The sequence below is a fragment of the Paraburkholderia kururiensis genome (assembly GCF_034424375.1).
Lineage (GTDB): Bacteria > Pseudomonadota > Gammaproteobacteria > Burkholderiales > Burkholderiaceae > Paraburkholderia > Paraburkholderia kururiensis_A.
Genome location: NZ_CP139965.1, coordinates 5,241,427 through 5,263,358, shown reverse-complemented (window position 1 = coordinate 5,263,358; position 21,932 = coordinate 5,241,427). Strand labels below are relative to the sequence as shown.

Below are 21,932 nucleotides of genomic sequence, written 5' to 3'. Positions count from 1 at the left end.
TGGCAACGAGCGGCACCGCCACTCGACGCCTGCACGACCGACACCCTGCCCGCCGTTCCTCGCCCACACGCGGCACGCCGCCTTTAGCGGTTATCATCGGTCGGACATGAGGGCTTCGCGCCCTTGCACGGTTCTCGTTGATACGTTCTATCGGAGGTGTGCATGAAGGGGAATCTGGTCATCGTCTGCCGCGACCAGGATGCTCATGCGTTCGACCAGCTGATGGCCGAATACGGAGCGTTCCAGACGCGCCTGTCGTCGACGGCGTGGTATCTGAAGCTCGACGTGGCGCCCGAAGTGATTCAGGAAGAAATTCTGGCGCGTCTCGGCAAGTACACAACGAACTACATCTTCGAAGCCGACACGGTGACCTACAACACCGTGGATAGCGACGCCGCCGCGGCGCTCGATTCGCTGTTCTCCGAGTAGCCGCATAGCGCACGCCACTCACGTCGCTCACGAACCGCTCGCGCCGGCCGCCTGCGAACCGTCAAGGGATGCAAGGCATAGGCGGCCGCCTCACCAGGCGCTTTGCTGCGCCTCCTCTTTCACGCCACGCGGCATGGCGTCCTGCGAAAAAGTCATCAGCACGCGCAGGCCGCCGCCTTCGTGGTTGCCGATTTCCCATTCGCCGCCCGCACGACGCACGAGGCGCTCCACGATGGCGAGGCCCAGCCCGCTATGCCCGTTGCCGCCGCGCGCGGGGTCGAGCCGCACGAACGGGCGGCTTGCGTTGATGAGATCTTGCGGAGCGATACCTTTGCCGCTGTCGCTGACCGACAGCGTGTAGCCGGTGGCCGTACGCGCCGTGGCCACCACGACGGGCGGTGCGCCGTAAGCGTGCGCGTTGTCGAGCAGGTTCGACAGGACGCGCTCGAGCGTCGCCGCAGGAAGCTTGAAGCCGCTGCCTGCGGCAAGCCGCATCTCGATCGCGGCGGCGCCCGGTGCGACGGCCCGATACGAGCGCACCACACGCCGGCATTGCTCGTCCACTTCCACCGGTTCGCTGCGGTCCGCGCCGTCGTGCGCAAAGACGAGAAACTGGTCGACGATGTGCGCCATGGAATCGACGTCCCGCACCACGCCGTCGCGCATGCGCGCTTCTTCCATCATCTCGGCGCGCAGCCGCAGCCGCGCAAGCGGCGTCTTCAGGTCGTGCGCGACGCCGGCCAGCATGACGGCGCGGTCGTTGTCCGTACGCGCCACTTCCTGGACCATCTGGTTGAAGCCGTGCGTGAGCTGGCGCAGTTCGCGCGGTCCTCGTTCCGGCACGGGCGGCACGGGCAGCCCGCGGCCAAAGCGCGACACGGCCTGCGCGAGCGAGCGCAACGGCTGCTGAAGCTGCCAGGCCGCCACGAGCGCGGCGATGAGCGCCGCCGAAAAGATGATGATGAACCACGGCACCATCTTTTCGATGGGCCTCAGCAGGCGCAACGGCTGCACCGGCACGACGATCCAGCTGCGATCGGCCGGCGAGCGCACCCACAACGTGGGCGGATGCCCCGGCGTACCGACGCGCACGTCGGTGCCGGGCGGCATGCGGTCGCGCACGTCTTCGAGGAAGCGGCGCAGCGACGGCGGGAGGTCATCGGGATTGATGGGGACGTCGCGGCTGGTGGGGTCGACGAGCCGCACGCGCGAAGGCAACGGCTGGTCCGGCGTGCGCGCGACGTGCTGCCGCACCGCCTCGACGAGAAAGGTGGCCTCTTCGACGGCATAGCGCGTCTGCAGCTGGTTGCGTTCGAGCCGCATGAGCGCGAACCACGCCACGTGAGACAGCAGCAGCACCCCGATGAACAGCAGGGCCAGCCGCCCGAACAGCGAATCAACCGGTCGACGCATGAGCGTTCGGCTCTCCGTCCGGTACAAAGACATAGCCACGGCCGCGCACGGTCTGGATGAAACGCGGCGTGGAAGGATCGGTTTCGAGAATGCGGCGCAGGCGCCATACCTGCACGTCGATGCCGCGGTCGGTGCCGTCGTATTCGGGACCGTGCAGCAGTTCGAGCAGACGCTCGCGCGTGAGCGTGCGCATGGGGTGATTGACGAAGATCTTCAGGAGCGCGAATTCACTGCCCGACAGCGTGAGCGGACGGCCCTCCTGATGCAGCGCGCGCGACTGGAAGTCGAGCACGAAGCGGCCGAACGCGAACGGCTCGCGCTGCTCGGGCGCCGCGGCCGACGGCAGCGTACGGCGCCGGCGCAGCACCGCCTGCACGCGCGCGAGCAGTTCGCGCGGATTGAACGGCTTGCCGAGGTAGTCGTCGGCACCGAGTTCTAGACCGACGATGCGGTCCACGTCGTCGGCGCGCGCGGTGAGCATGATCACGGGAATGTCGTCGCCCGACGCGCGCAGCTTGCGCAGCGCCGTGAGCCCGTCCACGCCGGGCATCATCAGGTCGAGCACGATGAGGTCGGGGCGTTCGCGTTCGAGCCGGCGCTCCAGCGAGCCGGCGTCGTGCAGCACCGACACCTCGATGCCCTGTTTGACCAGATAGTCGCGCAGCAGGTCGCGCAGTTCTACGTCGTCGTCGACGACCAGGATTTGAGTAGCCATGGCGGCAGTTTACCGTGGGGTCCGTTACGTTTGCCCCCCGACTTTCCCCAAAGGGTTACGGGGTGTTACTACGAAAGGCTGCCGTAATGTCGCGTAACGACGCCGAACGGGGCCGTAACACGGCGCATCGTGCGCCTCTCTACGCTGTGCATCACCGGTTGCGGCAATGCGCGTCCATCACCGCGCACCCGCTCCGACTGACGATCACACAAGGAGCATCACGATGTACAGGAAGCCCTCTCGCATTCTCGCCGTTGCCGCCGCTGCGCTGACGCTTTCGCTTGGCGCCGCTTACGCCCAGATGCCGCCGCCCGGTGGTCCTGGCGGCCCTGGCGGTCCGGGCATGCACGAGCATTTCATGAAAGAGCTCACGCAGGTGCACGACCGGCTCAAGCTGAATGCGGACCAGGAAAAGCAGTGGCAGGCCGCGCTCGACACCATGAAACGCGACCACGAAGCCCAGCGCGCGCTTCACGAGAAGATGCGCCAGCAGTTCGACGCCATGAAGCAGCAGCCCATTCTCGATCTGAACGCCTTGCACGCGGCGCATCAGCAGGCCGAACAGCAGAGCGCGCAACTGCGTGAGGAAACGGCGCAGGCCTGGCTTGCGTTCTACAACGGCCTGAACGACCAGCAGAAGACGACCGTGAGCACGGAGCTCAAGACGCGCTTCGAGCGGATGGAAGCGCACCGCGAGAAAATGCGTGACCGTTGGGAACATCGCCGCGGTGCGGCGAGCGCGCCGGCACCGGCTGAGCAGTAAGCTCGCCCGGCGGCTGGGCACGCCTCGCGTGGTGTCCGGCCGCCGGCCCCTACGGTGACATCCCGGTTCCCTGACGGACCGTCCTTCCGTTCTTCCCCTTCCAGCCGCTTCGGCGCTCCAACGATACGCCCGCGCGTCCGTGGGCCGTGGGTAGACGCCGCCCCTTCCGGCCCCTTGCAGCAGCGCTGGCACACCCATCCGGTTCAGGTAAAATACCGCGCTTTTCGGCCCGCGCCCGCCTCGCCGCGCCTCAGGCAGGCGTCGGCGCAAGACGGGCAGCGCCCGGAACACCGGCTTCGCGCCCGCTTCGATGCGACGTGAAACCGGGCGCAAGCTGCGCCACAAGGCAAGGCCGCGGTCCATGACCGGGCCGAGCATGCCCGCCGTCCAGCAGGGCAAAAAAGCAGTGTCGCCAATTTTTGACCGCCTAGAATAGCGGCGGCCGGTCACGAGCCGGCCGGCGGATGTCGCGCAGCCACAGCGACAGCCGCCAAGTATCAGGAGAATCATGAAGAAGCTCGCAGTTTGCGTGGCGCTCGCTGTCATGGCCACGGGGGCCATGGCGAAAGAATGGAAGACCGTGCGCATCGGCGTCGATGCCAGCTACCCGCCGTTCGAGTCGAAGGCGCCCACCGGTCAGATGGTCGGCTTCGAAGTCGATCTCACGCGCGCGCTGTGTGCGCGGATGAACGTGAAATGCGTCTGGGTGGAGCAGGACTTCGACGGCATGATCCCGGCCCTGAAGGCGAGGAAGTTCGACGCAATCGTGTCGTCCTACACCGTCACCGGGCAGCGCCGCCAGCAGATCGCTTTCTCCGACAAGATGTATGACGCGCCCGCGCGCATGGTCGCCCAAGCCGGTTCGCCGCTTTTGCCCACCGCCGCGTCCCTCAAGGGCAAGCGCGTGGGCGTCGAGCAAGGCTCGACTCAGGAAGCGTACGCCAAAGCCTGGTGGGAGCCGAAGGGCGTGACGGTCGTGACCTATCCGAATCAGGATCAGGTCTATGCGGACCTGCTCTCGGGACGGCTCGACGCCACGCTGCAAGACGAAGTGCAGGCGGGCGCCGGCTTCCTCAAGACGCCGCGCGGCAAGGGCTTCGCCTTCGCGGGTCCCGAAGTGAAGGACCCGAAAACGATCGGCGAAGGCACGGCGATCGGGCTGCGTTCCGAAGACGTCGAATTGAAGTCGATGTTCGACACAGCGCTGGCCGAAGTCCATCGGGACGGCACGTTCCGCAAGCTCGCGAAGCAGTACTTCGACTTCGACATTTACCCGGGCAGTCAGTAGCACCCGCGCCCGGGCGAGCACCAATGGTGTTTCGTACGGCTGCGGTAATAGAGTCCACGACACCGTTTCGCCGGCAACGGCGGGACACCTCTGGTTTCATTTGCACAGCGGCACGCGAAGTGCCGCGTCTTTCGCGGCGCGCCCGACGCGCCGTCAAGGACCTCGATATGCTCTTTCAAGGCTACGGCCCGCTAATCCTCGCCGGCACATGGCAGACCGTCAAGCTGGCAGTTCTCTCGCTGGCGCTTTCGTTTCTGCTGGGCCTTCTCGGCGCGGCGGCGAAGCTCTCGAAGAACCGGCTCTCGCACGGTGTCGGCGCGCTCTACACCACCCTCATTCGCGGCGTGCCCGACCTCGTGCTGATGCTGCTGCTCTTCTACGGCATCCAGATCTGGCTCAACAACCTGACGGACCTGCTGGGCTGGGACCAGATCGACATCGACCCCTTCGCGGCCGGCGTGATCGTGCTCGGCTTCATCTACGGTGCGTACTTCACCGAGACGTTTCGCGGCGCGTTTCTCGCCGTGCCGCGCGGCCAGCTCGAAGCCGGCCACGCCTATGGCATGACGGGCTGGCAGGTATTCCACCGCATCATGTTCCCGCAGATGATGCGCTTCGCGCTGCCCGGCATCGGCAACAACTGGCAGGTGCTCGTGAAGTCGACGGCGCTCGTCTCGATCATCGGCCTCGCCGACGTCGTGAAGGCTTCGCAGGATGCCGGCAAGGGCACGCTGCGGTTCTTCTTCTTCACGCTGCTCGCAGGGGCGATCTACCTCGGCATCACGACGGTTTCGAACTTCGTGCTCATCTGCCTCGAAAAGCGCTACTCGACCGGCGTGCGCAAAGCGGAACTCTAAGGCGAAACCATGCTCGAGCTGATCCAGCAATACTGGCGCAACTACCTCTACACCGACGGCTACCGTTTTACCGGCGTCACGATCACGCTGTGGCTGCTTGTCGTGTCCATCGGACTCGGCTTCTGCCTTTCGGTGCCGCTCGCGGTGGCGCGCGTCTCGAAGAGGAAATGGCTCGCCGGCCTCGTGTGGCTCTATACCTACATCTTTCGCGGCACGCCGCTCTACGTGCAACTGCTGCTCTGCTATACGGGCCTCTACAGTCTCGAGATCGTCCGCTCGCACGAACTCACCAACGCGTTCTTCCGCGAGGGCATGAATTGCACGCTGCTCGCCTTCACGCTCAACACCTGCGCCTACACGACGGAAATCTTCGCCGGTGCCATCAAGGCCACGCCCTACGGCGAGATCGAAGCGGCTCGCGCCTATGGCATGTCCACCTTCACGCTGTACCGGCGCGTGATCCTGCCGTCGGCGCTGCGTCGCGCGCTGCCCTACTACAGCAACGAAGTGATCCTGATGCTGCACGCCACCACGGTAGCGTTCACCGCCACGGTGCCGGACATCCTCAAGATCGCGCGTGACGTCAATTCGGCGACCTACCAGTCATTCGGCGCGTTCGGCATCGCCGCGCTCCTCTACCTGGCCATCTCTTTCACGCTCGTGTGGCTGTTCCGCCGCGCCGAGCACCGCTGGCTCGCCTACCTGCGGCCGCAAGGCAAGTAAACAAGCGCCCGCTCAAGGATTTCGATGGACTCCCAGACGCACAAGCAGAAGCTCTTCGTCGATACGCTGCACAAGCGGTACGGCGACAACGAGGTATTGAAAGGCGTGTCGCTCAAGGCAAACGCCGGCGACGTGATCAGCGTGATCGGCTCCTCCGGTTCGGGCAAGAGCACGATGCTTCGCTGCATCAACTTTCTCGAACAGCCCAACGCGGGCCGCATCTTCGTGGATGGCGAAGAAGTTCGCACGCTGCAGGACAATCGTTCCGGCGCGCTGCGCGTGTCGGATCACAAGCAGTTGCAGCGCGTGCGCACCAAGCTTTCGATGGTGTTCCAGCACTTCAATCTGTGGGCGCACATGAACGTGCTTGAAAACATCGTCGAGGCCCCCGTGCACGTGCTCGGCGTGCCACGCCGCGAGGCGGAGGAACGCGCACGCACGTATCTGGAGAAAGTGGGCCTCGCGCCGCGTGTCGAGAAGCAGTACCCCTCGCATCTGTCGGGCGGCCAGCAGCAGCGCGTGGCAATTGCGCGCGCGCTCGCCATGCAGCCCGACGTGATGCTCTTCGACGAACCGACGTCGGCGCTCGACCCGGAACTCGTCGGCGAAGTGCTGAAGGTGATGCAGACGCTCGCCGAAGAAGGCCGCACGATGATCGTCGTGACCCACGAAATGGCGTTCGCGCGCAACGTATCGAACCACGTGATGTTCCTGCATCAGGGACGCGTGGAGGAAGAAGGCCATCCGAGCGAAGTGTTCGGCAATACCAGGAGCGAGCGCCTCAAGCAGTTTCTGTCGGGCAGTCTCAAATAGAGGGAAGCACGCGGCGGTATATCGCGGCTCTGAAGACCCTACGTCGTCCTTGTTGTTTCGATACGGGACGACGTATGTAGTCAATGTAGTTTTACAAGGCGCTTACGGCGCCTTTTCTTTTGCACTCGCGATTCTGCTCGCCTCGCGCGAAGGCCGCAAAAAACCCTCCAAAACTGGCTCAAACGGCCGTTCTTTCGCACTACTCCGGGACTTTTCCGGCGTCAATACAGGGAATCCTGAACACTCCCTGCCCAAAGCCGTGAGTCCTTTATCAGACAAGGCCAGGCGGAATTTTCACTGCCGTGGTCAGGCGTCCCGCAGCATCGATCTATTGCAATTTGACGACACCTGACCGAAGTCACACGAATTTGTTCGCCCGAGCGAGTCTTTTTTGCTAAATTAGTAACCAAAGTAGCAAAACAAAGTTGATTAAAAGTAGTTTCACTTCAAAAACGGAGGAGACACCGGTCAACGCAGGGTCGGCATGACGGGATAAGAGCCAGTTGTCTGGCCGCGTCACACCACAGCGATCCTCCGCGCACCGTCTCCCAATTCCGGTTCCTGTTCGCCGCGTGATGCGTGCGAACACCATTCGCAGTACTGGGTTGACTTCTTGACAGGGTATGGAGGAGAAGATGAAGAAAGCTTTGCTCGCAGCAGCTCTGATGTCGGCTGGCGTGGTTGCGCACGCACAGAGTAGCGTCACGCTGTATGGGCGCCTGGACGCAGGTCTCGAGTACATCAGTGGGCTGCCGAACAACAGCTACACCGGTTCGACCTCGCGCTGGCGCGCAGAGAGCGGTGACTGGGGCACGAGCCTGTGGGGCATGAAGGGCGTCGAAGACATCGGCGGCGGCAACAAGGTGCTGTTCCAGTTGGAAGGCAGCTTCAACACGATGAACGGCCAGGGTCCTGGCGGCGGCGGCCTCTTCAATCGCTGGGCGACCGTCGGTATGTCGAACGACAACTACGGTACCCTGCTCCTGGGCCGCGAACTGTTCATCTCGAACGGCGTGTGGGACTTCGATCCGTTCGGTCAGTCGAACTGGTCGTCGGCGTCGCTGGTGCGTGGCCGCAACTGGCCGCAGTCGAGCAACAACATTTCGTACCAGTCGCCGAAGCTCTACGGCTTTGACGTGTATGGCCAGTACGCGCTGTCGAACGCGACGAACTGGAACGGTAACGGCACGACGTCGCAAGGCCGTGAAGGCGGTCTGCAACTGACCTACACGTCGTCGCTCTTCCAGGTGCGCGGTATCTACGACGAAATCCGCAACAACGCCAACGGCCTCTTCACCGACGCATTCAACTTCTCGCGTGAATACACGGCTGCGGTCAACGTGTTCCTCGGCCCGTTCAAGATCCAGGGCGCGTATCAGGCGATCCGCACGTCGCATGACGCCACGCTGGCCGGCGCTTCGCCGACCTCGCTCGATCACGAATGGGGTGGTGTGACGTGGCAAGCCACGCCGGCCGCCGCCCTGATCGCGGCGGTCTATCACGTGAACGCGAACAAGGGTGGCGGCAACGCGACGATCTACACGATCGGCGGTTCGTACAACCTCTCGAAGCGCACGCTGCTCGACCTCCAGATCGCGACGGTGCGTAACAGCAAGACCGCGAACTTCGGCCTGGATGCAAACGCAGCCGGTGCGGGCGGCACGGTTTCCTCGACCACCTACAACGAGAACCCGCTGCAAGGCCACAGCCAGACGGGCGTGTACGCCGGCATCCAGCACTCGTTCTAATCGACGGGTGACGACAGAACAGCTGTAGAAACACTTTCACGCTGCTGCGAGAGGCGCGTATCGGTGCGGTACCCGAAAGGGTGTCGCACCGTTTTTTATTTGGCGGGCCCGCTTTGGATTGATCTATTGCGAGCGCCGCCTTGCCGGTGCGCGGTCTTTAAACCGCTGCCTCGTTTTCCTCGCCGGTGCGGATGCGGATCACGCGTTCCACTTCCGCCACGAAAATCTTGCCGTCGCCGATCTTGCCCGTGCGCGCCGCGCCGATGATCGCGTCGATCACCTGGTCGGTCTGCTCGTTCGCCACCACGACTTCGATCTTCACCTTCGGCAGGAAGTCCACCACGTATTCGGCGCCGCGGTACAGCTCCGTGTGACCCTTCTGACGACCGAAGCCCTTCACCTCGGTCACGGTCAGGCCCGTGAGGCCCACTTCGGCCAGCGCTTCGCGCACTTCATCGAGCTTGAACGGTTTAATGATGGCGGTGATGCGTTTCATGGCTTACCTCGTCTCGTATCAGTGTTCGAACGTTCAAAAAAAGAAAGGGTGCGTCGATTCTACGCCGGGGCCGGCACGCAGCCGACGCTAACCCCGTTCATTGCAGCGGCTCCGTGTAGCGCGACGTGATCGGATAGCGCCAGTCGCGGCCGAACGCGCGGTGCGTCACGCGAATGCCGATGGGCGCCTGACGCCGCTTGTACTCGTTGATCTTGATGAGGCGCGTCACGCGCTGCACGTCTTCCGGCGCGTAGCCGGCGGCGACGATCTCGGCGAGCGACCGGTCCTCTTCCATGTACATGCGCATGATGGCGTCGAGCACGTCGTAGGGCGGCAGGCTGTCCTGATCGGTCTGGTTCTCGCGCAGTTCGGCAGAAGGCGCACGCGTGAGAATGCGTTCCGGAATGACGTTCTGCGTGGCAAACCCAGGCGCCGCGTTACGGTAGTGGCACAGCCGGTAGACCAGCGTCTTGGCGATGTCCTTAATCACGGCGAAGCCGCCCGCCATGTCGCCGTAGAGCGTGCAGTAGCCCACGGCCATCTCGCTCTTGTTGCCCGTGGTGAGCACGATGGAGCCGAACTTGTTGGAGAGCGCCATCAGCAGCGTGCCGCGAATGCGGGCCTGGATGTTCTCTTCCGTCGCGTCTTCGGGGCGGCCGGCAAATTCAGCGGCGAGCGCGCCGCGGAAGGCGTCGAACATGGGCGCAATCGCAATCTCGTCGTAGCGCACGCCGACGCGGCGGGCCATGTCGGCGGCGTCCGTGGTGGAGATGTCGGCCGTGTAGCGCGAGGGCATCATCACGGCGCGCACGCGGTCTGCGCCCAGCGCGTCGCAGGCCACCGCGAGCACGAGCGCCGAATCCACGCCGCCCGACAAGCCGATGATCGCGCCCGGAAAGCCGTTCTTGCCGATGTAGTCGCGCACGCCCATCACGAGCGCGCCGTAGACCTTCGCTTCGAGCGACGTCTCGGGCGCGAGGGCAGCGGGCAACGGCCGCGGCGCGCCGCCTTCCGTTTCGATCTCGACGATCGCGTGCCCTTCCTGGAACTGCGGCATGCTCGCCACCACCTCGCCGTGTGCGTCGAGCACGAACGATCCGCCGTCGAACACGAGTTCGTCCTGGCCACCCACCATGTTCACGTAGACCATCGGCAGGCCGGTCTCGCGAATGCGCGCGCGCAGAATGTCGACGCGCGTGGCTTCCTTGTTCAGGTGATACGGCGAGCCGTTAGGAATCAGCAGCACCTGTGCGCCTGCCGCCTTCGCCATTTGCGCGGCCGACGCGTGCCACGCGTCCTCGCAGATCACCACGCCGTACTTCACGCCGTCGAGTTCGAACACGAACGGCTTCGCACGCGAGGCGAAGTAGCGCTTTTCGTCGAACACTTCGGTGTTCGGCAGGTCCTGCTTGAGGTAGGTGCCCACCACGTCGCCGTCCACGAGCAGCGATGCAGCGTTGAACGTATCGACAGGCGGCAGGCCGCGCTCGATCGGCGCGTTTGCATTACCATGGCCCTTCGCGCTGCCGGCGCCATCGTGCGCATCGCCGCTATCGCGCCACGGATGACCCACCACCACGTGCAGTCCCTTGAAGGGCTTCAGCTCCTGGGCAAGCTGGGTGAGCGCGGCCGCGCTCGCCGCGTAGAAGGCGGGGCGCAGCAGCAGGTCTTCGGGCGGATAGCCGGACAGCGCGAGCTCCGGGGCAACGACGAGCCGCGCACCATCCTCGTGCGCTGCGCGCGCGGCGGCCACGATCTTCGCGGTGTTGCCGGCGAAGTCGCCGACGGTGACATTGAGTTGGGCAAGAGCGATTCGGGTCTTCATGGCAGGGACAAGGGCAACGCGGTGAGAGCGCGCCGCCACGGTGGCTCGACGGGGACGCCCTCTACCTCACAGGCGCAACGGGTCGAACGGTGAAACGACGGTCAGAAAGATTGAATCAGGAACGCTTCGATTATCGCACGGGCATTCTGGGCTCACCGCTCGAGGTGGGCCGCGACGAATGGAACGCCCTTCTCGCGCAACAGGCCCAGCCCACGCCCTTCCTGCGCCACGAGTTTCTCGCGGCGCTCCACGAGACGCAGTGCGCCGTGGCGGACACCGGCTGGGCGCCGCGCTTCGTGACGCTCACCGACGATCGCACGAATCGCCTCGTTGCCGCAGCGCCGGTCTATCTCAAGGGCCATTCGTACGGCGAGTACGTGTTCGACTGGGCTTGGGCCGACGCCTACAAGCGCAACGGGCTGGAGTACTACCCGAAGCTGCTCTGCGCCGTGCCGTTCACGCCCGTGCAGGGCACACGGCTTCTCGCCGTGGACGATAACGCCCGCCGCCATCTCGCGGCCACGCTCGTGGCGTTCGCGGAGCAGGCCGAAGTGTCGTCGCTGCACGTGCTCTTTCCGACCCCGCAGGAAGCACAAACCTTCGCCGACGTCGGCATGATGCTGCGCGAGGGTGTGCAGTTTCACTGGATCAACGCGGGCTACCGCGACTTCGACGACTTCCTCGCGACGCTCGAACAAAAGAAGCGCAAGAACATTCGCGCCGAGCGGCGCAAGGTGCATGAGGCCGGCGTCACGTTCCGGCGCGTGCGCGGCGAGGACGTGACAGACGCCGAGTGGCGCTTCTTCAACCGCTGCTACCGACAGACTTACCGCGAGCATTTCTCCTCGCCGTATCTGAATCTCGACTTCTTCCGGCGTATCGGCGAAACGATGCCCGAGAACCTGCTGCTCGTGATCGCCGAACGCGAAGGCAAGCCCATCGCCAGTTCGCTCGTGGCCTACCAGCGCGGCGCAGCGAGCGAAGCGGGCACCGCGAGTCCGAGCGGCACACTCTACGGACGCTACTGGGGCGCGCTCGAACATGTGCCGTGCCTGCACTTCGAGACCGCGTACTATCAGCCGCTGGAATTCTGCATCGAAGAAAAGCTGGCCACCTTCGAAGGCGGCGCGCAAGGCGAGCACAAGATGGCGCGCGGCTTCCTGCCCACCGCCACGCATTCGGCCCACTGGCTCGCGCATCCCGCTTTCGCCGACGCCGTCGCGCGCTTTCTGTCGAGCGAAACGGAGACCATTCACGCCTACGTCGACGAACTGCGCGAGCACAATCCGTTCAGGAACTGACGCGCCCTACGCTTGCGCGCCTCGTCAAGCGCTCGCTCAGTCCGCACAAACGCCTCCACACAACCGAAAAAATTGATCGCCTCATGCCGTGGTTCCTCTATCTGATCGAATGTGCCGACGGCAGCGTCTACACCGGCATCGCCACCGATGTCGCCGCCCGCTTCGAAAAGCACGCGAGTGGCACCGGCGCGCGCTACACGCGCTCGCGCAAGCCGCTGCGGGTGCTGGCGTCGTTCGAGGTGGCCGATCGGGCGGCCGCCTCGCGCGCCGAATATTGGGTCAAGCAATTGCCGGCCCGCGAAAAGCGCGCGCTCGCCGCGGGCGCGCGTACGCTCGAATCAGTGCTGCCGACCACCTCGGCGGACGATGCGGCACTCACGGACGCCACGACCATCGAACCGGCGACGCTCGAATCGCTCGCCACCGACAACGCCGCGCCCCAGTCGCCCAACGTACGCAACGCGCAATAAAAAACCGCGCGGCCCTGCGGGCTCGCGCGGTTCCTGCTACCTGTCCGGCAGCGTCTACGCTTACTTCTTGTAGTTCGCCACGCCGTCGCTGATTTCCTTGTGAGCGGCATCCACGCCGGCCCAGCCTTCCACCTTCACCCACTTGCCCTTCTCGAGCGCCTTGTACTGCTCGAAGAAGTGCTTGATCTGGTCCTTCAGGTATTGCGGCACGTCGTCCACGGACTTCATGTGCGCCGTCATCGGGCAGATCTTGTCGTGCGGCACGGCGATCAGCTTGGCATCGACGCCCGACTCGTCGGTCATCTGCAGCATGCCGAGCGCGCGGGCGCGCACCACGGCGCCGGCCAGCAGCGGGAACGGCGTGATCACCAGCACGTCGACAGGGTCGCCGTCGCCGGAGAGCGTCTGCGGAATGAAGCCGTAGTTCGCCGGGTAACGCATGCCCGTGCCGATGAAGCGGTCGACGACGAGCAGGCCCAGTTCCTTGTCGGCCTCGTACTTCACCGGATCGCTTTGCGCCGGAATTTCGATGATCACATTGAAATCGTGCGGCAGATCCTTGCCGGGGGGTACGGTGTTGAAGCTCATGAGCGCTCTCTGGTGAGGATGAAATCCGGAACGCGGCGCGCGGCGCTCACGCGGCACATGCGCCGCGCGAAAGCCGGACCGTCGGGGAATGCGTCATTATAGCCAATCGGACCGTGGCGCCCGCCGCCGGCGGGGACGCCGCGCCCAAGGTGAAGCACGGCCTGTCCGGGGCGATAATGCACCGACCGGCCGGGCCCAGCGCGCGTCGGGTCCGGCTTGCATCCATCCGCACGATCCACCTGAGATCAAGAGGCGAGGCGCACGATGATCGAAGCGAAGCACTTCATTGGCGGCGAATGGTGCCCGCCGTCGAACGGCGAGACCCTCGCCGTACTCGACCCGTCCGACGGCAAGCCTTACTCGCGCATCGCGCGCGGCACGGCGGCCGACATCGATCGCGCCGTGCGGGCGGCCCACACCGCATTCGGCGGCGCCTGGGGCGCGGCCAGCGCCGCGGAACGCGGGCGCGTGCTGTACCGGCTTTCGATGCTCGTGGCCGCCTGCGGCGAAGAACTCGCGCAGATCGAGGCACGCGACACCGGCAAGCCGCTGAAGCAGGCCCGCGCGGACGCCGCGGCGCTCGCGCGCTATTTCGAGTTCTACGCCGGCGCCGCGGACAAGCTGCATGGCGAGACGCTGCCCTACCAGGCCGGCTACACGGTGCTCACCGTGCGCGAGCCGCATGGCGTGACGGCACACATCGTGCCCTGGAACTATCCGATGCAGATCTTCGGGCGCAGCGTGGGCGCGGCGCTCGCGGCGGGCAACGCCTGCGTGGTGAAGCCGGCCGAAGATGCGTGCCTCTCGGTGCTGCGCGTCGCCGAACTCGCCGCCGAAGCCGGACTGCCCGCGGGCGCGCTCAACATCGTGACGGGCTACGGCCACGAAGCCGGCGCGGCGCTCGCGAGCCACACGGGCATCCATCACATCTCGTTCACGGGCTCGCCGCAGACAGGCAAGCTGGTCGCGCACATGGCTGCCGAAAACCACGTGCCGGTCACACTGGAACTGGGCGGCAAGTCGCCGCAGATCGTCTTCGCCGATGCCGACCTCGACGCTGCCCTGCCCGTGCTCGTTTCGGCCATCGTGCAGAACGCAGGACAAACCTGCTCCGCCGGCAGCCGGGTGCTGATCGAACGCGCGGCGTACGAACCGCTGCTCGACCGGCTCGCCACGGCGTTCAACGCGTTGCGCGTGGGCCCCTGGCATGCCGACCTCGACTGCGGTCCGCTCATCAACGCGAAGCAACAGCAGCGCGTGTGGGACTTTCTCTCCGATGCGCAGCACGACGGCATCGCGATGGCCGCCCACGGCCAGGTCGTCGCGGACGCGCCCGAAAGCGGCTTCTATCAGGCGCCGACGCTGCTGCGCGACGTGCCCGCCAGCCATCGCCTGGCCCGCGAGGAAGTGTTCGGCCCCGTGCTGGCCGCCATGTCCTTCGAAAGCGAAGACGAAGCCGTGGCGCTGGCGAACGGCACCGACTATGGACTCGTGGCCGCCATCTGGACCCGCGACGGCGCACGCCAGTTGCGCATGGCGCGGCGCGTGCGCTCGGGCCAGGTGTTCATCAACAACTACGGTGCGGGCGGCGGCGTCGAGTTGCCGTTCGGCGGCGTGGGCCATTCAGGGCACGGCCGCGAAAAAGGCTTCGAGGCGCTCTACGGCTTCACCGTGCTGAAGACCATCGCGATCCGCCACGGTTGAGCGGCGCGGCAAGAAAGCGAACGCAACGCACAGCAGTGCAGGTATGGAAGGTGCGCCCCGAGCCTTTCCACCCAGACGCCCCTCCGAACGACAACAAAAGGAGACGACATGCGACTCACAGGCAAGACAGCCATCGTTACCGGCGCAGGCTCAGGCTTCGGCGAAGGCATTGCGAAAACGTACGCGCGCGAAGGCGCCAACGTCGTGGTCAACGACCTGAACGGCGCCGCAGCCGAGCGGGTAGCGAGCGAAATCGCGCTCGCGGGCGGCAAGGCCATTGCCGTGACGGGCGACGTCACACGCGAAGCCGACTGGCACGCGCTGCGCGAGGCTGCCCTGGAAGACTTCGGCAGCGTGCAGATCGTCGTGAACAACGCGGGCACCACGCACCGCAACAAGCCGGTGCTCGACGTGACCGAAGCCGAGTTCGACCGCGTCTACGCCGTCAACGTGAAGAGCCTCTTCTGGAGCGTGCAGGCGTTCGTGCCGTATTTCCGCACGCAGGGCGGCGGCGTGTTCGTCAACATCGCGTCGACCGCCGGCGTGCGGCCGCGCCCGGGGCTCGTCTGGTACAACGGCAGCAAGGGCGCCGTCATTGTCGCGAGCAAGGCGCTTGCCGTGGAGTTGGGCGGCGAGCGCATTCGCGTGAACTGCGTGAATCCCGTGATCGGCGACACCGGCCTCACCGCGCAATTCATGGGCGTGGAAGACACGCCCGAAAACCGCCAGCGCTTTCTCGCGGGCATTCCGCTCGGGCGCTTTTCCACGCCGCAGGACGTGGCCAACGCGTGCCTCTATCTGGCTTCGGACGAAGCCTCGTTCATCACCGGCGTGTGCCTCGAAGTGGACGGCGGGCGCTGCGTGTAGTGAAACCGAGCGTGAGGCCGCGCCCCGATAGCGCGGGCGAAATCACGCGCGTATAGTGCGCGCAGATCGTCTTTCCACGCACTCAAAACATAAACGAGGAGACAAGATGGCCAGTCCTGCGAATCCCCTGCCTCATTCCGGCGCCGGCGTGCCGCCTTCCAGCTTCGAGGAGGCGACGTACCGGAAAGTGGCCTGGCGGCTCACGCCGCTCCTGATGCTCTGCTACGTGGTGGCGTATCTGGACCGCGTGAACGTCGGCTTCGCCAAGCTTCAGATGAGCACCGACCTGCATCTGTCGGACGCGGTCTATGGCTTCGGCGCCGGCATCTTCTTTCTCGGCTACTTCATTTTCGAGGTGCCGAGCAACGTGATCCTGCACCGCGTGGGCGCACGGGTCTGGATCGCGCGGATCATGGTGACGTGGGGCATCATCTCGATGCTCACGATGTTCGTCACCACGCCGACGATGTTCTACGTGATGCGCTTTCTGCTCGGCCTCGCGGAGGCCGGCTTCTTCCCCGGCATCATTCTTTACCTCACCTACTGGTATCCGGCGCATCGGCGCGGCCGCATGACCACCTGGTTCATGACCGCCATCGCGCTCTCGGGCGTGATCGGCGGGCCGGTGTCGGGCTTCATCCTGAAGTCCTTCGACGGCCTGAACGGCTGGCACGGCTGGCAGTGGCTGTTCCTGCTGGAAGGGCTGCCGTCCCTCGTGGTCGGCGTGCTGGTGTTCCTCGTGCTGGACGACGGCATCGGCAAGGCGAAGTGGCTCACGGCCGAAGAGCGGCAACTGCTCGAAAGCCGCATTACCCATGAAGACGCGTCCAAGGAAGACCTGCCCATCGGCCGCGTGCTGGCAAGCCCGCGCGTGCTGCTCATGAGCCTCATCTATTTCTCGTTCGTGATGGGCCTTTACGGCGTGAGCTTCTGGCTGCCCACCATCATCAAGTCGACGGGCGTCACCGATGCCTTCGCGATCGGCCTGCTTTCCGCCGTGCCGTTCGCGGCCGCGGTGGTGGCGATGGTGCTGGTGGCGCGCAGCGCGGACCATCGGCGCGAACGCCGCTGGCACGTGGCGCTGCCGGCGGCGGCCGGCGCCGTCGGGCTCGTGTTCTCGGTGATCTGGGCGCACAGCACGGTGCTCGCCATGGCCTCGCTCACGCTCGCGACCATGGGCATCCTGACCACGCTGCCGCTCTTCTGGAGTCTGCCCACAGCGTTCCTCGCGGGCACGGGCGCCGCAGCCGGCATCGCGATGATCAACTCGATCGGCAACCTGGCCGGGTTCCTGAGCCCCTATGCCGTGGGCTGGCTCAAGCAGGCGACGGGCGCGAACGACTCCGGCATGTTCATGCTGGCCGCGTTCATGGTGCTGGGGGGATTGCTGGCGCTTTCCGTGCCGGCACGGCTCGTCAGCAAGTAAAGGAAGAAGGAAGGATCTCTCTCGTGGCTCCGTGCGGCGTAGAGACCGCACGGAGCCACGCACAGAGGCGTCAAACCACGTTCATCGCGAGCGCGCTCTGCCGGTAATGCTCGGCGGCCTTCTGCGTGTCGCCCAGTTGCTCGTGCAGGCGCGCCAGCGCGCGGTGCGAGCGGATCTTCAGCGGTTCGTTGTCGGCCAGCTTGAGCGCGGCTTCGAGGAACGACTGCGCCTTGCCCCACAGTTGCTGCTGCAGGCACAGCCGCCCCAGCGCGAATTGCAGGTCGGCGTCGTCGGGGCGTTCCTTGCGCCAGGCCTCGGCCTTCTGGATGAGCGGCAGCGCGTCGTCGCCCGCCGTATCCGGATAGCGGCGCAACAGCCGCGCGTCCCAGTTCTGCGCAAGCGCCTCTTCGACGATGCGCCGCGCGTCCTGTTGCCGGTTCAGCGCGATCAGCAGTTCCGCGGCGAGGTCGGCAAGGCGCGGCGAATGGCGTTCGACGGGCGAAAGCGACTGCCACAGTTCGAGCAACGCGTCGGCGTTGTGCCGCCGGTCGCGCAGCAGATTCTCCGCGGCGAGCTGGCGCAGGCGCACGGCCACCGCCGGGTGCAACGCCTCGCGCTTTTCGAGCGTTTTCACGAGCTTGAGCACTTCGCCCCAGTTCTTGAGCTGCTGCTGCGCGCGCAATGCGATCTGCTGGGCGTGGATGCGGCGACCGCCCTGCGACTGCATATCGGTGAGCGCGGCGAGTGCGCCGTCCGGGTCCCGGCCGTCGGCACGCATGTCGGCTGTGGCCATGAGCCGGGCATCCTGCCAGTCCGCATCGTCGATCTGCGCGAGCCATTCGTCGCGGCGCGCGTACTCATGCATGCGATGCGCTGCGTTGGCCGCGATCAGGCCGGCTGCGCCCTTGTTGGCCGAATCCGTGAGCGAGTCGCGCGCGGCCTTTTCAGCGCGCGTGAAGCGCCCCGCGTAAAGGTTGCCGATCGCGTCGCGCAGCGCCGCGGCCGCCTTCGCGGCGCGCGAGCGGGCACGGTACGCCGCGACGCGCTGCGGCATGTGCAGCACGCTGCGCACGAAGCGCAGCAGCGTGTAGATGACGATGAACAGCACCACCACGCCCACCACGAACAGGTTGAGCGAAACGTCCACACGATAAGGCGGATAGACGAACAGCACTTGCCCCGTGTCGAAGCGGCCGACGATCGCGAGCACCACCGCGATCGCGAACAGCAGCGCGAGCCAGACGAGTCCACGGATCGCCATGATTACCCCCGGCTCCGGTATTGACGGACGGCCTGCAGGCTCGTGTTCAGGTTCGGCAGCTCGACGGCGGCCGAGCCCGCGTCCACCTGCTTCACGAGATCGCGCACGTTCTGGGTCTGTTTCGAGGCGTTGTCGAAGTAGCGAGCGAGCGCGGCATCCGCGGCGTGCAGGTCGGACTTGAGCGCGGCCTGGTTGCGCGAGAGCAGCGAGATGCGCGCCGAGAGCAGGCGCAGCTTCACGTTCTGGCGCACGAAGTAGCCCTGATCGGGCGCGACCAGCATGGCGTCGGCGTTGTCGATGCGGCGCACCTGCACGAGGCTCGTCAACTGATGGCCGATGCCGCTTGCGAACGACTGGAGCCACACCTTCCAGCGCGGCTCGCCGGTGGCGGCGGCCAGCTTCGCCGTATCGGCCGGCTTGGGCGCCTGCGGCTTCGCGTGCGCCACGGGCGCCTCGCCCGCGAGCGGCAACGAATCCACGGCGTCGATGGCATTGTCGAGCTTGATGCCGAGGCCGGTGAGATCGGTGGACGGCGCGGCCTTCAGCTTGTCGATGTCCTGCGCGATGGCCTTGCGCACGGCGAGGGCCTGCGCGCCGTCGGAAGCCGCGAGCCGCTGGTCGGCGCTTTGCAGCGCGAAGAGCGCCAACTGCGTATTGCCCGTGAGCTGCAGCTGCTCGCTTGCGCTCGAAAGCATCTGGCCCACTTCGGCGAGCGTCCAGTCGTCGCGGTTGCGCGCGAGGTCGGCGTACTGCTGCGCGAGCGCCTGCTGGGCGTTCTGCGCGTCCGCGAGCTTGCCTTCGAGCTGGGCGATCTGCGAATCCATCTGATGCACGGTGGCGACGGCCTGATCCGTCTTCACGCGCAGCTCGGCCGTTTGTGCGTCGTTGGCCTGCTGGCGCTGCGCGAGACGCTCGTCCATGCGCGTGACCTTGCGGTTGAGCGCAAAGCCCCCCACGCCCGCCGCACACGCGATCACGACGACGACGAACCACAGCAACGGCCCGCTTGCGCTGCGCCGCAGCTTCAGGGCTTCGTAAGGCGTGAAGGGTGCGTTGACGGGTGGGACGGAGGACGAGCCCGGCGGCAACGGTGCCGTTGCGCCTCGCTGGGGTGAAGTGTTGTTCGAGTCGTTCGAATCAGTCATGCGTGAGTGAGCCGGGTTGGTCGAGACCGGTTTAACGTCGGGATGAACCTGAACTGCAGGCTCCGCTGCAGGATGAGCCGCGGCAGGAACCGCTGCGCGCAGGGCGCGGACGATGCGCTCGTCGCCCGCGCCGGACACCGTAATGCTATCAAAACCCAATCCCCGCGCCGTTTCGGCGATACGCGGATGCGGCGTGACGAGCGGCGCGCGCTTCAGCGCGGCGAGCTCGCCCGCGGTGAGGTGCTCGCGCGCGAGTTCGTCGAGATTGCGCACGCCTTCGGAACTGGTGACGAGCCACACGTGACGCTTGCCGCCCAGCAGCGCGTGCACGCGGTCCCACGCCGCGATGGAGGGCTCCGGCACGATGCGCCGATAGGCCGCCACGGGCTGAACCTCGGCGCCGGCCTCGCGCAGCCGTTCCGCAAGCCACTCGCGGCCGCCGTCGCCGCGTACGATCAGCACACGTTTGCCTTCGAGCGCGCGCTCGCCGAGGGTCGCTTCGATCGCGGCGAAGAGCGCTTCGGAATCGAAGCGTGCCGCCTCGTCGTCGGACGAAGCCGCTGCGGGGCTGATCACGCGCCAGGCGGGCGCCACCACGCCGTGCCGGGCCAGCGCGGCCACACTGCCCGGCCCCACCACGCCGATAGGCAGCGCATGCGGCCAGATCGCGCCGTAGCGGGCGAAAGCCTGATCCACGGCGTTGGGCGACACGAATACGACGAGCGCGTAACGGTCGAGCGAGGCGAACGCTTCGCGCAGCGGCGCTTCGTCTTCGGCCGGGCCGATCGCGATGAGCGGGAATTCGAGGGTATCGATGCCTTCGGCGGCAAGCCGCGCGAGGAGGTCCGCCGACTGCCCCGCGGGCCGCGTGACGACCGCCGTGAAACGCGCACCGTGCCGCGCGCCGGGGGTTCCTTCGAATGGTTCGCTGGTGGGTCCGGTCATGGGGTCTGTTGTTTGCGGCTGATTTGCGGCTATGGTTGGGCGCGAGGCGCGTGCGCACGGGTCGCCGTCATGGCTCGCGCCGCGCGGCGCTCAGGGCGTACCGCCGGGCTTGCCGCCGGTGCTGTCGTCGTGCGTATCGGCGCCGCTATCCGGCACCGCCGCGCTTTCAAGCGCGCGCACGATGTCGAGCGCGCCCTGCCCGATCAGCGCATCGGCCACTTCGCGGCCCAGTTCCAGGGCACGATCCACGGTGCCAGCCGATGCCGAGGCGCGCGCCTCCACCACGCGGCTCGCGTCAGGCGTCGCCACCTTGCCGCGCAGATGCAGCGCGCCGTCGTGCCAATAGCCGTAGGCCGCGAGCGGCACCTGGCAACTGCCGCCCAGCGCGCGCGACACCATGCGTTCCGCCTCGACGGCGAGCGCCGTATGCATGTGATGCAGCGGCGCGAGCCACGCCGCGAGTTCGGCGCGATCCGCGCGAATCTCGATGCCGAGCGCGCCCTGCCCGGCCGCCGGCAGGCTGTCCTCAGGATCGAGCCGCGCGCGGATGCGATCGGCCAGACCCAGCCGTACGAGACCGGCCGCGGCCAGGATGATCGCGGCATAGTCGCCGCGGTCCAGCTTGGCGAGCCGCGTATCGAGATTGCCGCGCAACGGCTTCACGACGAGATGCGGCCACGCGGCACGCAGCATCGATTCGCGCCGCAGGCTCGAAGTGCCCACCACGCTGCCCGGCGGCAGATCGGCAAGCGATGCGTAGTCGTTCGAAACAAAGGCGTCGCGCGGGTCTTCGCGCTCCATGACGACGGGCAGCGCGAAGCCGGCCGGCAGTTCCATGGGCACGTCCTTGAGCGAGTGCACCGCGAGATCGGCGCGGCCGTCCGCGAGCGCGTTTTCGAGCTCCTTCACGAACAGGCCCTTGCCGCCCACCTTCGAGAGCGTGCGGTCGAGTATCTGATCGCCGCGCGTCGTCATTCCGAGGATTCGGACGTCGCAAGATGGATATAATTTGTGCAGCGCACCGCGCACGTGTTCGGCCTGCCACATGGCGAGCCGGCTCTCCCGCGAAGCGATGACAAGCGTGCGGGGCGGTTGCGCGGATAACAGCTCGGAGTTCATTGCAGGAGACATCGCGAGGCGGGGTGGCTTGGGGGG

At 66.1% G+C, this 21,932-nt stretch carries 19 protein-coding genes and 1 pseudogene; 12 read left to right on the top strand and 8 right to left on the bottom strand.

Annotated elements, in window-relative coordinates; all coding sequences use genetic code 11:
* The first annotated feature begins 162 nt into the window (after positions 1–162).
* Positions 163–429, top strand: a complete 267-nt coding sequence (locus U0042_RS23615) for a hypothetical protein (RefSeq protein ID WP_114808877.1) — start codon at positions 163–165, stop codon at positions 427–429.
* Between the two features lie 90 nt (positions 430–519).
* Here the strand turns inward: U0042_RS23615 and U0042_RS23610 are convergent, their stop codons facing one another.
* Positions 520–1,842 (bottom strand): ATP-binding protein, encoded by a 1,323-nt coding sequence (locus U0042_RS23610; RefSeq protein WP_114808878.1) that lies wholly within the window; start codon positions 1,840–1,842, stop codon positions 520–522.
* Entirely contained in the window at positions 1,826–2,557 is a 732-nt protein-coding gene (locus tag U0042_RS23605) for a response regulator (protein ID WP_114808879.1), read from the bottom strand. Before U0042_RS23605 ends, U0042_RS23610 begins: the two co-directional genes overlap by 17 nt.
* A 223-nt stretch (positions 2,558–2,780) precedes the next feature.
* On the opposite strand from U0042_RS23605, the gene U0042_RS23600 reads away from it, so the two are divergent.
* The 6 genes from U0042_RS23600 (at position 2,781) to U0042_RS23575 (ending at position 8,749) form a co-directional block, all read left to right on the top strand.
* Positions 2,781–3,320 (top strand): periplasmic heavy metal sensor, encoded by a 540-nt coding sequence (locus U0042_RS23600; RefSeq protein WP_114808880.1) that lies wholly within the window; start codon positions 2,781–2,783, stop codon positions 3,318–3,320.
* Positions 3,321–3,828: 508 nt separating this feature from the next.
* Positions 3,829–4,608, top strand: a complete 780-nt coding sequence (locus U0042_RS23595) for an ABC transporter substrate-binding protein (protein WP_114808881.1) — start codon at positions 3,829–3,831, stop codon at positions 4,606–4,608.
* Between the two features lie 167 nt (positions 4,609–4,775).
* Positions 4,776–5,465, top strand: a complete 690-nt coding sequence (locus tag U0042_RS23590; RefSeq protein WP_114808882.1) for an ABC transporter permease — start codon at positions 4,776–4,778, stop codon at positions 5,463–5,465.
* 9 nt (positions 5,466–5,474) lie between these two features.
* Positions 5,475–6,188, top strand: coding sequence for an ABC transporter permease (locus tag U0042_RS23585; RefSeq protein WP_114808883.1), 714 nt, complete (start codon positions 5,475–5,477; stop codon positions 6,186–6,188).
* A gap of 24 nt (positions 6,189–6,212) precedes the next feature.
* Positions 6,213–7,001: an ABC transporter ATP-binding protein gene (locus U0042_RS23580; protein ID WP_114808884.1), complete on the top strand. Its 789-nt coding sequence runs from the start codon at positions 6,213–6,215 to the stop codon at positions 6,999–7,001.
* A 635-nt stretch (positions 7,002–7,636) separates the two neighbouring features.
* Positions 7,637–8,749, top strand: coding sequence for a porin (locus tag U0042_RS23575; protein WP_114809461.1), 1,113 nt, complete (start codon positions 7,637–7,639; stop codon positions 8,747–8,749).
* 157 nt (positions 8,750–8,906) lie between these two features.
* Here U0042_RS23575 and glnK read toward each other — a convergent pair whose 3' ends face one another.
* Together glnK and U0042_RS23565 are read right to left on the bottom strand one after the other, a co-directional pair.
* Positions 8,907–9,245, bottom strand: coding sequence for a P-II family nitrogen regulator (gene glnK, locus U0042_RS23570; RefSeq protein WP_017773206.1), 339 nt, complete (start codon positions 9,243–9,245; stop codon positions 8,907–8,909).
* A gap of 97 nt (positions 9,246–9,342) precedes the next feature.
* Positions 9,343–11,070 carry an NAD+ synthase gene (locus tag U0042_RS23565; protein ID WP_114808885.1) on the bottom strand — a complete coding sequence of 576 codons (1,728 nt, stop codon included), beginning with the start codon at positions 11,068–11,070 and terminating at the stop codon, positions 9,343–9,345.
* A gap of 110 nt (positions 11,071–11,180) precedes the next feature.
* Here U0042_RS23565 and U0042_RS23560 point away from each other — a divergent pair, with 110 nt between their 5' ends.
* Both U0042_RS23560 and U0042_RS23555 read left to right on the top strand, forming a co-directional pair.
* Positions 11,181–12,371: a GNAT family N-acetyltransferase gene (locus U0042_RS23560; protein ID WP_114808886.1), complete on the top strand. Its 1,191-nt coding sequence runs from the start codon at positions 11,181–11,183 to the stop codon at positions 12,369–12,371.
* An 83-nt stretch (positions 12,372–12,454) separates the two neighbouring features.
* Positions 12,455–12,745: pseudogene (locus tag U0042_RS23555) on the top strand (GIY-YIG nuclease family protein); the annotation flags it as partial.
* A 156-nt stretch (positions 12,746–12,901) separates the two neighbouring features.
* Here the strand turns inward: U0042_RS23555 and ppa are convergent.
* Complete coding sequence (ppa, locus tag U0042_RS23550; protein ID WP_114808888.1) at positions 12,902–13,429, bottom strand: inorganic diphosphatase; 528 nt, start codon at positions 13,427–13,429, stop codon at positions 12,902–12,904.
* A gap of 264 nt (positions 13,430–13,693) precedes the next feature.
* Between ppa and U0042_RS23545 the strand changes: the two genes are divergently transcribed.
* From U0042_RS23545 to U0042_RS23535, 3 genes are all read left to right on the top strand, one after another.
* Entirely contained in the window at positions 13,694–15,133 is a 1,440-nt protein-coding gene (locus tag U0042_RS23545) for an aldehyde dehydrogenase family protein (protein WP_114808889.1), read from the top strand.
* Positions 15,134–15,241: 108 nt separating this feature from the next.
* Complete coding sequence (locus U0042_RS23540; RefSeq protein WP_114808890.1) at positions 15,242–16,000, top strand: SDR family oxidoreductase; 759 nt, start codon at positions 15,242–15,244, stop codon at positions 15,998–16,000.
* 106 nt (positions 16,001–16,106) lie between these two features.
* Positions 16,107–17,426, top strand: coding sequence for an MFS transporter (locus U0042_RS23535; RefSeq protein WP_114808891.1), 1,320 nt, complete (start codon positions 16,107–16,109; stop codon positions 17,424–17,426).
* Between the two features lie 70 nt (positions 17,427–17,496).
* Here the strand turns inward: U0042_RS23535 and U0042_RS23530 are convergent, their stop codons facing one another.
* The 3 genes from U0042_RS23530 to hemC all read right to left on the bottom strand — a co-directional run bounded on the left by U0042_RS23530 (position 17,497) and on the right by hemC (position 21,896).
* Entirely contained in the window at positions 17,497–18,687 is a 1,191-nt protein-coding gene (locus tag U0042_RS23530) for a heme biosynthesis protein HemY (protein WP_114808892.1), read from the bottom strand.
* Between the two features lie 2 nt (positions 18,688–18,689).
* Positions 18,690–20,777 carry a fused uroporphyrinogen-III synthase HemD/membrane protein HemX gene (gene hemDX, locus U0042_RS23525; protein ID WP_114808893.1) on the bottom strand — a complete coding sequence of 696 codons (2,088 nt, stop codon included), beginning with the start codon at positions 20,775–20,777 and terminating at the stop codon, positions 18,690–18,692.
* A gap of 90 nt (positions 20,778–20,867) precedes the next feature.
* Complete coding sequence (gene hemC / locus U0042_RS23520) at positions 20,868–21,896, bottom strand: hydroxymethylbilane synthase (RefSeq protein WP_114808894.1); 1,029 nt, start codon at positions 21,894–21,896, stop codon at positions 20,868–20,870.
* Positions 21,897–21,932: the final 36 nt, after the last annotated feature.

Excerpts from the sequence above, each read along its gene's own strand:
- U0042_RS23595 (WP_114808881.1), top strand. The coding sequence starts at position 3,829 with ATGAAGAAGCTCGCAGTTTGCGTGGCGCTCGCTGTCATGGCCACGGGG.
- U0042_RS23605 (WP_114808879.1), bottom strand. The coding sequence starts at position 2,557 with ATGGCTACTCAAATCCTGGTCGTCGACGACGACGTAGAACTGCGCGAC.
- U0042_RS23530 (WP_114808892.1), bottom strand. The coding sequence starts at position 18,687 with ATGGCGATCCGTGGACTCGTCTGGCTCGCGCTGCTGTTCGCGATCGCG.
- hemC (WP_114808894.1), bottom strand. The coding sequence starts at position 21,896 with ATGAACTCCGAGCTGTTATCCGCGCAACCGCCCCGCACGCTTGTCATC.
- U0042_RS23585 (WP_114808883.1), top strand. The coding sequence starts at position 5,475 with ATGCTCGAGCTGATCCAGCAATACTGGCGCAACTACCTCTACACCGAC.
- U0042_RS23580 (WP_114808884.1), top strand. The coding sequence starts at position 6,213 with ATGGACTCCCAGACGCACAAGCAGAAGCTCTTCGTCGATACGCTGCAC.
- hemDX (WP_114808893.1), bottom strand. The coding sequence starts at position 20,777 with ATGACCGGACCCACCAGCGAACCATTCGAAGGAACCCCCGGCGCGCGG.
- U0042_RS23565 (WP_114808885.1), bottom strand. The coding sequence starts at position 11,070 with ATGAAGACCCGAATCGCTCTTGCCCAACTCAATGTCACCGTCGGCGAC.
- U0042_RS23615 (WP_114808877.1), top strand. The coding sequence starts at position 163 with ATGAAGGGGAATCTGGTCATCGTCTGCCGCGACCAGGATGCTCATGCG.
- U0042_RS23590 (WP_114808882.1), top strand. The coding sequence starts at position 4,776 with ATGCTCTTTCAAGGCTACGGCCCGCTAATCCTCGCCGGCACATGGCAG.
- glnK (WP_017773206.1), bottom strand. The coding sequence starts at position 9,245 with ATGAAACGCATCACCGCCATCATTAAACCGTTCAAGCTCGATGAAGTG.
- U0042_RS23575 (WP_114809461.1), top strand. The coding sequence starts at position 7,637 with ATGAAGAAAGCTTTGCTCGCAGCAGCTCTGATGTCGGCTGGCGTGGTT.
- U0042_RS23535 (WP_114808891.1), top strand. The coding sequence starts at position 16,107 with ATGGCCAGTCCTGCGAATCCCCTGCCTCATTCCGGCGCCGGCGTGCCG.
- U0042_RS23540 (WP_114808890.1), top strand. The coding sequence starts at position 15,242 with ATGCGACTCACAGGCAAGACAGCCATCGTTACCGGCGCAGGCTCAGGC.
- U0042_RS23545 (WP_114808889.1), top strand. The coding sequence starts at position 13,694 with ATGATCGAAGCGAAGCACTTCATTGGCGGCGAATGGTGCCCGCCGTCG.
- ppa (WP_114808888.1), bottom strand. The coding sequence starts at position 13,429 with ATGAGCTTCAACACCGTACCCCCCGGCAAGGATCTGCCGCACGATTTC.
- U0042_RS23600 (WP_114808880.1), top strand. The coding sequence starts at position 2,781 with ATGTACAGGAAGCCCTCTCGCATTCTCGCCGTTGCCGCCGCTGCGCTG.
- U0042_RS23610 (WP_114808878.1), bottom strand. The coding sequence starts at position 1,842 with ATGCGTCGACCGGTTGATTCGCTGTTCGGGCGGCTGGCCCTGCTGTTC.